Source organism: Aquirufa nivalisilvae (genome assembly GCF_004307455.1).
GTDB classification, from domain to species: Bacteria; Bacteroidota; Bacteroidia; order Cytophagales; family Spirosomataceae; genus Aquirufa; species Aquirufa nivalisilvae.
Genome location: NZ_SEWX01000001.1, coordinates 521,079 through 534,257 on the forward strand (window position 1 = coordinate 521,079; position 13,179 = coordinate 534,257).

The 13,179-nt window shown below is 37.8% G+C and carries 11 protein-coding genes; 4 read left to right on the forward strand and 7 right to left on the reverse strand.

Annotated elements, in window-relative coordinates; all coding sequences use genetic code 11:
- Positions 1 to 37 precede the first annotated feature (37 nt).
- Entirely contained in the window at positions 38 to 2,299 is a 2,262-nt protein-coding gene (rnr, locus tag EWU22_RS02345; protein ID WP_130924248.1) for a ribonuclease R, read from the reverse strand.
- 224 nt (positions 2,300 to 2,523) lie between these two features.
- Here rnr and EWU22_RS02350 point away from each other — a divergent pair, with 224 nt between their 5' ends.
- Genes EWU22_RS02350 through thrC form a run of 4 tightly spaced genes read left to right on the forward strand, consistent with a single transcriptional unit; the run spans position 2,524 to position 6,687 of the window.
- Positions 2,524 to 3,534 (forward strand): M28 family peptidase, encoded by a 1,011-nt coding sequence (locus EWU22_RS02350; protein WP_130924249.1) that lies wholly within the window; start codon positions 2,524 to 2,526, stop codon positions 3,532 to 3,534.
- A 1-nt stretch (position 3,535) separates the two neighbouring features.
- The gene (gcvT, locus tag EWU22_RS02355; protein ID WP_130924250.1) at positions 3,536 to 4,624 is read left to right on the forward strand and encodes a glycine cleavage system aminomethyltransferase GcvT; all 1,089 of its coding nucleotides are present in this window, start codon (positions 3,536 to 3,538) and stop codon (positions 4,622 to 4,624) included.
- A 7-nt stretch (positions 4,625 to 4,631) separates the two neighbouring features.
- Entirely contained in the window at positions 4,632 to 5,336 is a 705-nt protein-coding gene (locus EWU22_RS02360) for a 2-phosphosulfolactate phosphatase (RefSeq protein WP_130924251.1), read from the forward strand.
- A gap of 43 nt (positions 5,337 to 5,379) precedes the next feature.
- A complete protein-coding gene (gene thrC / locus EWU22_RS02365) occupies positions 5,380 to 6,687 on the forward strand; it encodes a threonine synthase (protein ID WP_130924252.1) in 1,308 nt (435 codons plus the stop codon).
- 112 nt (positions 6,688 to 6,799) lie between these two features.
- Here the strand turns inward: thrC and EWU22_RS02370 are convergent, their stop codons facing one another.
- The 6 genes from EWU22_RS02370 to EWU22_RS02395 all read right to left on the reverse strand — a co-directional run bounded on the left by EWU22_RS02370 (position 6,800) and on the right by EWU22_RS02395 (position 13,105).
- Positions 6,800 to 7,162 (reverse strand): hypothetical protein, encoded by a 363-nt coding sequence (locus EWU22_RS02370; protein ID WP_130924253.1) that lies wholly within the window; start codon positions 7,160 to 7,162, stop codon positions 6,800 to 6,802.
- Between the two features lie 138 nt (positions 7,163 to 7,300).
- The gene (locus EWU22_RS02375; protein WP_231962607.1) at positions 7,301 to 8,638 is read right to left on the reverse strand and encodes a hypothetical protein; all 1,338 of its coding nucleotides are present in this window, start codon (positions 8,636 to 8,638) and stop codon (positions 7,301 to 7,303) included.
- 18 nt (positions 8,639 to 8,656) lie between these two features.
- The gene (locus tag EWU22_RS02380; protein ID WP_231962609.1) at positions 8,657 to 10,219 is read right to left on the reverse strand and encodes a hypothetical protein; all 1,563 of its coding nucleotides are present in this window, start codon (positions 10,217 to 10,219) and stop codon (positions 8,657 to 8,659) included.
- A 24-nt stretch (positions 10,220 to 10,243) separates the two neighbouring features.
- Positions 10,244 to 10,981, reverse strand: a complete 738-nt coding sequence (locus EWU22_RS02385; protein WP_130924425.1) for a glycosyltransferase family 2 protein — start codon at positions 10,979 to 10,981, stop codon at positions 10,244 to 10,246.
- A 4-nt stretch (positions 10,982 to 10,985) separates the two neighbouring features.
- Positions 10,986 to 12,050: an NAD-dependent epimerase/dehydratase family protein gene (locus tag EWU22_RS02390; RefSeq protein WP_130924256.1), complete on the reverse strand. Its 1,065-nt coding sequence runs from the start codon at positions 12,048 to 12,050 to the stop codon at positions 10,986 to 10,988.
- Positions 12,050 to 13,105, reverse strand: a complete 1,056-nt coding sequence (locus EWU22_RS02395) for an NAD-dependent epimerase/dehydratase family protein (protein WP_130924257.1) — start codon at positions 13,103 to 13,105, stop codon at positions 12,050 to 12,052. The genes EWU22_RS02390 and EWU22_RS02395 overlap by 1 nt, the downstream gene beginning before the upstream one ends.
- Positions 13,106 to 13,179: the final 74 nt, after the last annotated feature.

A 13,179-nucleotide genomic window follows, 5' to 3' on the forward strand; every position in this document is an offset into this window, starting at 1 on the left:
TAAAAGTTGACAAATCTGTTTCAAAAGTTGACAAATCTTATCTTCTTTTACGACCAATATTATTTCTACGGTCTTTCCCTCTTGGAATTACGTTAGCAGGGCGCCCTTCTCTGCGTCTGATGCGGTTATTTCCAAAACGATCTCCACCAGACTTCATTCCGATTAACTCTAGGTCAATGGTTCTTTTAGCCAAATTGGTATCCCTAACTTTTACTTTTACCGCATCTCCAAACGAGAAAACACGTCCGTTGGATTTACCTACAATACGATAATTTTCTTTATCTAAATCATAATAATCGTCGTTCAAGTCGACCATCCTTACTAATCCTTCACAAGAAGTCTCGCCAATCTCGACAAAGATTCCAAATTCCGTTACTCCTGTGATGATACCATCAAAAACTTGAGGTTCATGCAAGGACATATATTCTACTTGTTTGTATTTCACAGAAGCTCTTTCGGCATCGGCGGCAAGCTTTTCTCTATCCGAACAATGTTTGCATTGAATTTCCAGTGGTGCCCTTTCTGGGGAAGCCCCTTTGTCTAAGTAAAGCTGCAATAAGCGATGCGTCATGACATCTGGATATCGACGAATCGGGCTAGTAAAGTGTGAGTAAAAAGGGAAAGCTAAACCGAAGTGCCCAATGGCATCGGTACTATAGCGCGCTTTCGACATGGTTCTTACCGCTAAACTTTGCAATACATGTTCTTCAGCTTTACCTTCCACGTTTTCCATTAGGGCATTAAACGATTGGGAAACTTGCTTAGGCTCAGTTGATACTTGATAGCCAAATTTCTTAGCAAAAGCAGAAAATACACGTAATTTTTCTGGGTCTGGAGCCTCGTGTACACGGTAAACCATCGTATTTCGAGGCTCTGTTTTTTTCAATTCATGCACGTATTCAGCCACTTTTTTATTAGCCATCAGCATGAATTCCTCGATTAATTTATGAGCATCTTTTCTCTCTCTTGGAAATACAGCCAAAGGAGTCCCATTTTCATCTAATTCAAATTTTACTTCAACCGTTTCAAAGTTGACCGAACCATGCTTGAATCTGTGATCTCGTAGTTTTTTAGCTATTCGATTCAAGTCCTTGATCACGGGTTCGTAAGCATCAATTTCTTCTCCTTCATTTTCAATTAAAACTTGAGCTTCTTCGTAGGCAAATCTGCGATCAGAGTGGATGACGGTTCTACCAAACCACTCCTTGACAATTATACTATTTGGATCAAACTCTAAAAGGGTAGAGAACGTTAATTTATCTTCATGGGGTCTCAAAGAACACAAACCATTGGATAGTTTTTCGGGTAACATGGGCACCACACGGTCTACTAAATAGACGGAAGTAGCACGACGAAATGCTTCTTGATCCAAAATACTACCGGGTTTCACATAATGGGAAACATCGGCAATGTGAACTCCAATTTCTGTGTTTCCATTGGCTAGCTTTTGATAACTAATAGCGTCATCAAAATCTTTGGCATCTTTCGGGTCAATCGTAAAACTTAAAATCTTACGTAGGTCTTTTCTCTTTTTAATTTCCTCTTTAGAAATTTCAGTTGAAATAGCTTCTGCTGCCAATTCTACCATTTCTGGGAACTCATATGGCAAGCCAAATTCGGCTAAAATGGAGTGCATTTCTGTCTCATTTTCGCCTGCTTTGCCTAGTATTTTAATGACTCTACCTTCTGCTTTTTTGCCAGGTGTTCCCCAACGGGTAACCTCCACAATGACTTTATCTAAGTGATTGGCTTGTAAGGTCTCTGTTTTTGGAATGTAGATATCCTCATAGATTTTTTTGGAATCAGGAATGAGGAAAGAATAATGGGGTGTTACTTGAATGACCCCAACTATTTCAAATGATTTCCTTTCTAAAATCTCTATAACTTCACCTTCTGGACGGTCATTTTTCTTTTTCTCGGATGGTCTTCTTGCTTGAACACGTACACGATCTCCGTCTTTGGCATTCATCAAATCTGCCGTAGCCACCCAAACATCTTTGCTTCCGTCATCTGGAATAACAAATGCGAATCTTGCATTGACATGATCAACACGGCCTTCAATTTGAAAGGATTCATTATCAAAACGGTAATTACCATCGGATTGTCGAATCAACCGATTCTCGATGACTAATTTTTGTACCAAATCAGCGTATAGCTCTTTGGTTTTACGGTCACGGATGGCAAATGCCTTATGAATTTGATTAATGGAGTAGGAACGATAGTCGTTCAACTCAAAAAATTCTAGGATGTCTTTTTGTAAACTAGCCAAAAAACGTTGTTCCTTAGGGGAAGTTGGCATATAAATGAAATTTAAAACTTACCCGAAGGTACGGGTTTTTACTTTTAGAATGATTATCAGTAGTTTATTTCCTTTCCTACATTCGATTTTCAAGATTTTTCAAAAAAATGTAGGCTTATCATCTCAATTTCAAGAAATTGTCTCATCAGGGGATTAATTCCAAGGGCTTCATTCCCTAATCCTAATTCTATTTAGTACTTTTGGGCTTGTTTTTCCTAATATTCATGAATCGATCTAGGGTTGCTCTATTATTGTTACTTGTCTTTATCCTCTCAGGCGTTGTTTATTGGTTTCAGAGTACCAGTAAAGTGAGTGAAGAGAAAACGGCAGCCGTTCAATTAGTTGACACACCGAATTTTAGCGCGGACTCTGCCTATGCTTATATCAAGCAGCAAGTGGATTTTGGTCCAAGGGTTCCTGGGACTAATGCTCATCAGAAGTGCCAAGAGTGGATTATTGCTAAGTTGAAATCCTATGGTTTACAAGTGAGTACGCAGCCATTTACAGCGACTAATTACGCAGGTAAAGTATTAAAAGGAACCAATATCATGGCCCAGTTTCAGCCAGAAATTGGGAAACGAATTTTATTGGCGGCACATTGGGATTCTAGAGCGGTAGCGGATAAGGATTCCATTCGAAAAAATGAACCAATCGATGCAGCGAATGATGGAGGAAGTGGAGTTGGAGTGATGATCGAATTGGCGAGACAATTATCTTCTAGTTCAAAAAAGCCACCTGTTGGCGTAGATTTTCTATTTTTTGATTTAGAAGATACAGGAGAACCCCATGGAGTAGAGACCAACGTTCAAAATACCTGGGCGCTAGGTTCACAATATTGGGCGGCTCATATTTTTCCACAAAATTACCGTCCTTTTTATGGAATATTATTGGATATGGTAGGTGCTAAAGGGGCTGTATTTCCTCAAGAATATGGTTCTATGCAATATGCGCCCACCGTTGTTCGGTCCATTTGGTCAGCTGCGGCAGATTTAGGATTTGGGCATTTATTTCTACAAGAAGAAGGCCCAGGAATAACCGACGACCATACGGCGGTAAATGAAGTAGCCAAAATTCAAATGATTGATATTATAGATTTACGGCCACAGGCTCCTGGAAGTATGGGAGATATCTTTGGTCCGTATCATCATCGACATGGAGATAATTTATCCATCATAGACCCCAAAACCTTACAAGCTGTAGGGCAAACTTTATTACAAGTTTTATATCGAGAATAATATGTCAGAACAATTACAACTCGTTCATTTGAACGATACCCATGTAGCGCTTGGAGCAAAAATGGTCCCTTTTGCTGGATTTAATATGCCTGTTTTGTACACCAATTTGATTGAGGAGCATATCTGTGTTCGTCAGCAAGTGGGGGTATTTGACGTGAGTCATATGGGGGAGTTTTATTTGAAAGGAGAGAAAGCCTTGGATTTGATTCAATATGTGTGCTCTAATGATGCTTCTAAATTGGTGGATGGAAAAGTTCAATATAGCTGCTTACCCAATGATCAAGGAGGAATTGTGGACGATTTGTTGGTTTATCGAGTGAAGGAAAATGAATATATGTTGGTGGTGAATGCTTCCAATATTGAAAAGGATTGGAATTGGATTTCTTCACACAATAGTTTTGGTGTTGAAATGACAAACCAAAGTGATGAGTATAGTTTGTTTGCCGTGCAAGGCCCCAAAGCCATTTTAGCATTACAAAAATTGACTGATGTTGAATTATCATCAATGCCGTATTATTCCTTTAAAATTGGTCAAATGGCGGGTGTTTCTGATGTGATTATTTCTAATACAGGTTATACTGGTGCCGGTGGTTTTGAGATTTATGTCAAAAATGAACAAGCATTATTTATGTGGAATGCGATTTTTGAGGCAGGAGCAGAGTTTGGAATTAAACCGATTGGACTTGGTGCGAGAGATACCTTACGTACAGAAATGGGTTATTGCTTGTATGGGCATGATATAGATGATACTACGTCTCCTATTGAGGCTGGATTGGGTTGGATCACATCATTCAATAAAGAGTTTATAGCTTCTGATATTCATGCCAAAATAAAGGCTGAAGGAGCTAAGAAAAAATTAGTGGGATTTGAGATGATTGATCGCGGAATACCACGTCAACATTATCCAATTGTGAATGAAGCTGGGGAGTCAATTGGTGAAGTTACATCTGGAACGCAATCTCCTAACTTATCAAAAGGTATAGGCATGGGATATGTGAAGACAGAATATGCTAAGGTAGGAACGGAAATTTTTGTACAGATTCGTGATAAATCCTTGAAGGCTGTAGTAGTTAAAATGCCATTTATTTAGAGTAATTATGAGAAAAATCGACGTTTGTTTGTCGCCAGAACTCATTCATTTGTATGATGTTCCTTCTCTAGCAGTTGTTGTCGTGGATATTTTTAGGGCGACATCCTGTATGGTGACGGCCTTTGCTCATGGGGCCAAGGAGATTATTCCAGTGGAGAAAATGGACCTTTGCAGTGCTTATGGAGCTAAGGGATATTTGACATCAGCAGAAAGAAATGGTGTTACTCCTGCGGGTTTTGATTTTGATAATTCCCCTTTTAGTTATCAAGTAGACAAGGTGAAAGGAGCAAAGATTTGCGTGACCACGACCAACGGCACTGTGGCTATTCGAAAGTCAAGAAAATCGCCAGCACTTTATGTGGGAGCATTTTTAAATATATCACGAGTTGCGGAGGCATTGAAAAAATGGGAGGGAGATGCGTTGATTGTATGTGCAGGCTGGAAGGGGAAGCCTAATCTAGAGGACACTTTATTTGCAGGTGCTTTAATAGATTTATTACATGGTTCTTACCATGTGGCAGATGATGCGGCCATGATGGCTTTGGGAACATACCGGGAGGCATCGGCTAACTTAATGCAAGCAGTGAAAGGATCTTCTCACGTGAATCGATTGTTGGGATTGGGTATTGAAAAGGATATTAGTTTTTGCTTGGAAAGAGATGTTTACCCAGTGTTGCCTGGTTTAAGAGGTAATAAATTGGTGTTGAAATAAGTATATGATGAAGTAGGTGTGATGCCTAATTAACAAAAAGGTGATGAAGTTATATAGTACACAACATCAAAGTCCTGATGTATCATTAGAAGAAGCCATATTTAGGGGATTGCCACCAGATAATGGCTTGTATATGCCATTGTCTATTGAGAAGATTGATTCTGCGTTTTTTGAAACCATTCAAGATAAAAGTTTCCAAGAAATAGCGGAGGCAGTGTGCCAACATTTATTAGGGGCTGATCTAAGCAAGGAAGAAATTCATGGAATTATTAGTCAATCGATGACGTTTGAAGCCCCTTTATTTGACTTAGAAAAGGATGTAGAGGTATTGGAATTATTCCATGGTCCATCCATGGCATTTAAGGATTTTGGAGCTCGCTTTATGGCGGCGATTATGTCGCACTATTTGTTGAAATCAAAAAGAGAGATTCGCATCTTAGTAGCTACATCTGGAGATACGGGTGGGGCAGTTGCACAAGGTTTTTTTAATACTCCTGGGATTTCAGTTACCATACTTTATCCAAAGGGGAAGGTTTCGGATATTCAGGAAAAGCAATTGACTACATTGGGTGGTAATGTCCATGCTTTAGAAATAGATGGGACTTTTGATGACTGCCAAAGTTTGGTAAAGCAAGCCTTTTTAGATGAGGAATTGAGGGCCAAATTTAATTTGGCATCAGCTAATTCCATCAATATCTCTCGATTGATTCCTCAATCTTTTTATTATTTCGCTGCTTTTGCAGAGGCGAAAAGAAAGGGATTAAAAATGCCAATAGTATTCTGTGTCCCGAGTGGTAATTTTGGAAACTTGAGTGCGGGCTTAATGGCATATCGCATGGGATTACCAGTAAAGGCATTTGTGGCAGCTTGTAATGAAAATAAAGTAGTACCAGATTATTTAACAACTGGGGAATATAAGTCAAAAACTAGCGTGGAGACCCTTTCCAATGCTATGGATGTAGGGAATCCTTCCAATTTTATTCGCATGAAATTGTTGGCTGGTGAAAAATGGGAATCTGTAAGGGAGTTGGTAAAAGGATATTTTACGAATGACGCGCAAACGAAGGTAAGGATGAAAGAGGTGTATGATCGGACAGGATATGTCATGTGTCCGCATACGGCAGTGGCTTACGATGGTTTACAGCAATACAAGGCAGAGGTTAAAGAAGAGTTTACAGGAATATTATTGTCGACAGCTCACTATGCCAAATTTTTACCAACAGTTGAAACTACATTAGGTCGACAAGTACCTATCCCAGAGCGTTTGTCAGCGCTATTAAGTAAAGAAAAAGTGGCGATTTCCTTGGGAACAGATTATGCTGGTTTTAAGCAGTATTTGTTGGAGAAATAGCCATATTTAAACAACGCTGTCAAGGTTCCGAACCTTGACAGCGTTGTTCGAACGAATCCAAATTTGAACTTATTGTCCAATAAGTTGGATACTTACATTCAAGTTAAAATGGCTAAAGTAATGCCTTAAACTTATCAAATTCTTGGTAAGCAATAATTCCGATTAAAATAATTAATACAGGGCCAGCGCCTAATCCTCCTAGAACTAAGAATTCTAAAACTACAATATTGATAGCAATTGGAGTCAGAACGAGTAATGATAGAGCTCTTTTGGAAGGTATAAGTAATAAGATGGCACCAATTATTTCTAGTGACTTCACAACTGCCATAAATCCAGTAGGCACCATTAAATTAAAAAAGACTGCTTGATTTCCAGATAATGGTGGAGTTGGTACAAATTCAAAGAAAAAATTTAGTCCTCCGAATAAAAATAGAAAGGCCAGTAAGAGGGTTGGAATCAGTTTTAAGTATTTCATGAGATAGGGTTTTGGAATAAGTTAAAAGAGAAATCTGACAACGCTGTCAAGGTTTTAAACCTTGACAGCGTTAAGGAAAATTAGGAAAAATTTTGGAATTGCCCAATCAATTTATTGATAAAACAATCAGAATATCAACTACTTAATAGCAGGTTTAAATTCGCCTTTGTTTAGCATTTGAACCATCATGAGATGAAGGTCATATTTTTTGACATTCTCTTTACTAAAGCCTAAACCCTGCTTTTCGTGAATGAACGATTGATAATCTTGAAGTAGAAATTCCTTTCTGCTTTTTATCGCTGGATAGTACGTAATGATAGAGCTAAGCCAAAATATCATAGCAACTGGAAGCACCCATTTGGTCGTAAAATTCGAAGAAACAAGATGGGTAGAAAGCACATAAGTAAGTAACATGGCTAATGTGGCAATAATTTTATAATTCCCTATTAAGAAGACAAATGGGCCGTATTTAGACCTTAAAACAGCCAATAAAACGCCATTTAAAAGGCAAAAAGTTAGACAACCCGCTAGAAAAAGTTGACTAGGATTAGCCATTTCTTGCGAAGTCCATCGATTTAATAAACTTGGATATGTCTTAAGCGCTTTGATGAAAACCCAACGTTGAAAGCCCCAAATAATAATGATAAACAGCAAAAATCCCATAGTAAAACTAAAGACCAATCTGATACTGGAATCTTGCTCATTGAAGTAGTCAGCCGAGCCTCCCAAAAACACAAAAAAGCCTTGTATACTTTGCCAAGGATGGCCCAACAAATAGATTAAACCATTTTGGTTTGCTCCCATACTGGGATAATTCCAGAAAAATAGTGTCAAAAATGTAATGAAAACGACCACCCAAATAACCAACTTTTTTAAGTCAAAAGCGGTTAAAAGTATCATCCCTCCTGAGGCAATGAATAGTAATCCATCCGAATTTGACATACAGGCTAACATGGTGCATACTATTCCAGTTACAAATAGTTTGTTGCCACCTCTGCTAAGACAAAACATAGCTAAAAACCCAAATCCAATAACCAAGTTTCTTTGAATGGAGACAATAAACCAAAAAGTATTTAAGTGGTATTGAAAGTTTAAATAAAGAAAGGGGATGGGTAAAAAGTACCACCATCGATTTTTAAGCGGTAAATTAAACCACATTAAAACAAATATGATGATGATATATAAATGAGAAGTGAGCAGTAATGCTTTTAAGTCCAATTGATGAAATACAAAATAATGAACCATCACCCATAAACGAAGTGTCACAATTCGGTGCTCATTATTGGGGAACCAAATCATTTTTAATCGGTCGAACCAGTCGGGATGAGCAAACCAAGCTCTAATGGTCATAGGAGCTTCAAAGTCATCTAACCAAGGGATATTGATAGAAAAGGAAAATAATGACCAAGTAAAAAATACGATAGGTATTAATCCAAGTAAAATAGAAATAAGTTTTAATCGTGGCAAGGAGGGCATTTATCGGAGGAGTGGTCCTTAATTAGTAATCGTTAGCGGAGATAAATATTGGTAAGTTGTAATATGATTCTTTGGAACATTTAGTAAATATACTTGAAAGCGGGGTATTGGCAAAGTATTGGGAATCAATAAATTACTATGTTTAATTCGATTTGGATAGTCATTAGATAAGGCGGCTATATAATATGTTGCTTGCGCAGAATTTGTTTGCTTTAAAACGAGGAACCTTTGATCGGATGAATTACTTTTTTCTTGTAGTTTATCAAAGGACAAAGATAATCTACCATCCTGAAAACGACTTATTTTTGGGGGAATTTGTGTATAATTTTGTTCCCTTAATTCTGGAAATTGAATAGGCAGCTCTTGAGTATCAAATTCATAAAAAGGTTTTTTCAATAATGCCATCGTTTGAGGAGGACAATCATAAGCGGTAGCGTTTTTAAAATAATAAGCTCCGAAAAGATCTGCAGTCCACCTCAGATTCATTTCTTGCAAGGGTCTTCTTGCCATAAAAAACGAAGCAATCATCCAAGTTCCAGATAGTAATAATGCCCAGGAAAGTCGAAGTGCTTGTTGTTTGTGGAGAATTAATGAACAGTAAATGGCAACAAGTGTAACATTACCGTACAATAAAAATCGATCAGAAAGAGTAATAAGCTCTAAATCTCCCATGCCAGACCTTCCATAGCAAATGAGAAATCCAGTGGCTAAAATTTGTAAAAAAAGTAAAGATGGAAATGATAGATTAATGCGAAAAGCACCTAAGATTCGCCAAGTAAAGAACAATATAATGGGAATACCCGCTAATAAATTAAACCATGCTCGCAGGGAATCGGAAATTGGTAAGGCCCAATTGCCCATAAAGATAAAAAGACCCTTTACGAGTGTCCACGATAGACGCCCATTGGAGGAAGAACTACCTGAATAGTCATGAAAATAAAAGAAAATGACCCCAAGGGCTAGTACTGTGAATGGCAATTTTAAGCTTGATTTTCTAGTCCAAAGCACATATCCTACCATGGGCAAAAAGGCAATGCCCTCCGTTGAAACAAAAGGGTAAAAGAGGGCTAAAAGAATGACCCAAATGCTATTTTCTGCGTAAAATAGTCCATACGCAATCCAAACTAAAAATAAGATGGAGCCAGTATGCTGTAATACACCTATTAAATTGAAGTTATCTAAATTACCAAATGGTGCAAACAGTAGACAAGCTATTCCAAACAAATGCCAAGGTGAGCGTTTGATTTTTTGTATGAATCTAAACAAAGGAATTAAAATCAATACCATTTGAACATTGGCTAGTAGAATGGCGGTTTTGAAATTTAGATTCCCTAAAACAGCAAACTGGATTAATATCCAGATTCTTGAATAGGCTATTCGATGAATATCATTATGAAAATGAAATATATACGCCATATTTTCCTGAAGAGTATGCTGTTTCACATAGTCTAGTAGCTCCAAAAAGGCATAGTCATCTCCCCAATTAGGAAAATTTAGGGTATAAACTTGAAGTCGATAAAAATGAAAGAATAGGAGAGCCCCCATGGCCAAAAACCAAGCCAATTTCTCCTTTACGCGCATGGTTGATGGAAGGAGTGAAAGCATTTATTTTTTTAAATAATCGTTTCTCGAAAGGTACTTTTCGATAAGAATGTACAATAGGATAAAAAGGTATCGACTTCCCATTTCTTTTATTTTCAAATTGGATTGTCCTGCTTTTCTATTGCGCCAAGAATTAGGTAAAACATCATAAGAATAACCCCGAATGATAGCCTTTAAGGGCAATTCAATGGTTAAATTAAAATGGGCCGATAAAAAGGGCTTTAGTCCTTCAATCGTGTTTTTTCGATACATCTTAAAGGCATTAGTCGAATCATTGTAAGGAATTCCTACTAACATACGAATGATCGTATTGGCCATGCGATTGATAATGTATTTGTGCTTAGGATAATCGTGGGTTGATCCTCCTTTGATGAAGCGTGAACCAAAGACACAGTCTAAATTCTTCTCGACCATTAAACGGTAAAATGCAATCAGATCTTGTGGATCATCGGATAAGTCGGCCATCATGACGGCCACTATATCGCCTTTGAATCGTTCAAGACCATATCGAATGGCATAACCGAAACCATTTGGACCTGGATTGGTATAAATGGTCAAGCTTGGAATACTTTTTTGTAAATTCTCTAGAATGCTTAAAGTTTGATCCTTGGAATTGTCATTCACCACGACAATCTCGTGGTCAATTTCTGCTTGTTGGAGTGCCTGATATAAAGACTCAAGCGTTTCTCCGATGGAACCTTCTTCATTATATGCAGGTATGACAATGCTCAGCTTGGACATACCTCTAAGATAAAATAGGTTGTAAAAATGCTTGATCTTGGATAAACCAATCATGTACTTCCTCCAGTAAGGTGGAGACATGTATTTCAGGTTTCCATTGGCTGAAAGCCGTAATTTGACTATTATCTGTGATGTAAATCGGAAGATCGCCAGGACGGTTTTCTTTCGAAGAACCAATCGGAATAGTATTCCCGGTGATTTGAACACATAAATCTGTTAATTCTGCCAGAGAAACACTATTTTCTAATCCGCCACCCACATTGAATATTTGACCTTGATGTAAATCTAGGTGCTGAATTTGCCAAAGGACCAATCGGAATAAATCTTTGACATGCAGCACATCTCGGATTTGCTGACCATTCCCTCCATAACCAATGTAAGAAAGGGATTTATTCCAAAAGTGTTTGGCCATCCAAAGCACAATAACCCCTTGATCGATTTTACCCATTTGATAGGGGCCACTTAATACGCCACAACGATTAATGACAGTTGGGATACCAAAATTATGCGCAAATTCTTGAATGATGTATTCAGAAGAAAGCTTGGTAGCACCATATAAAGAACGTAGGCCAGCTAAAGGAAAATTTTCAGCAATACCTTTTTCACTTAAACCTTCAAAGGGCTGTTGATTCGATAAAATAAAGCGTTTATCCTTTGTTTGGTAATTGATTTGGGATAAAGTATTGTATGGATAAACTCGACTGGTGGAAAGAAATATGAAAGCTGCTTGATGCTTTTTAGCAAAATACAGGGTATTGATGGTCCCATTTAAATTGGTATCAATTAAATATTCCAATTCCCCTGCTTGGCTACCCGCTAACACGGAAGGTTCTGCCGCGGCATCTATGACGACATCTACTTGAGGGATACGATCAAAGTCCGTTTTGATTCTTACGTCACCATGAACAAATTTTACCCCCAAAGGAAGGATTTTATTGAGGTTTAATTCAGAACCTCTTCTCGACAAATTATCAAGGCAATATACTTCACAATCAACAAGATGTTGTTTGAAAAGTGCCGCTAAATTTGAGCCGACAAAACCACAACCTCCTGTGATGAGTATCTTCATTATGCTTTGGCTTCCATATAACGGTTGTAAATATCTTGGAATACATCTTCCAAGGATTTAGTGATGTCCCAATTAGGATAATGGGCCTTCATTTTACGTAAATCGGAGTAGTAACAAATATGATCACCAATACGATTGGTCTCATCATATTTATATTTCATTGGAATGCCGCTTATTTTGGAAATGATTTGAAATGCTTCTAAAATGGAAACCGAGTTGGCTTTTCCACCTCCAATATTGTATACCTCCGCAATTCGAGGAGCCTGGATAAATTCTTCAATGAATCTGGCTACGTCATATGAATGTATATTATCTCTTACCTGCTTGCCTTTATAGCCAAAAACGGTGTATTCTTTTTGTTCTAAATTACATTTAATCAAATAGCTTAAAAATCCATGTAATTCAACGCCAGCATGGTTAGGACCTGTTAGGCAACCGCCACGTAAACAGGCAGTTGGCATATTAAAATAACGTCCATATTCTTGCACAGAAATATCAGCAGAAACCTTAGATGCACCAAAAAGGGAGTGTTTAGATTGATCGATGCTAAAGCTTTCTGAAATTCCATGTTCGTAAGTAGCATCATCGTAGTCAAAACGGGTCTCCAATTCTTTCATCGGAATGAAATTGGGAGCATCACCGTAAACTTTGTTGGTAGATAAATGAACAAATGGAACCGAGGTACTAAATCTACGCAGGGATTCTAATAGGTTAAAAGTACCTACAGCATTGGTATCAAAGTCTTCAAATGGAATGGATGCTGCTCGGTCATGGCTAGGCTGTGCAGCGGTATGAACAATGGCATCAGGACTTATTCTTGGAATCAAATCCAAGACTGCTTGACGATCACGAATGTCTATAGTATGATGTTGATAGGATTCTCCAAATTTGGCTAAACGATCTTGGTTGGTTGAATTGTCACCTTGAGAACCAAAAAATACGGCTCTTTGGTTATTGTCTATTCCGTGCACTTCCCAACCCTTTTCTAAGAAATATTCGCTCACTTCTGAACCAATTAGTCCTAAAGAACCAGTAACCATTAATTTTTTTGACATGTAGCTTAAAATAATTGGATTAAATCAAAGACAAAATTATCGTTTTATTTTTATAATATAGAATTAGAATGCGG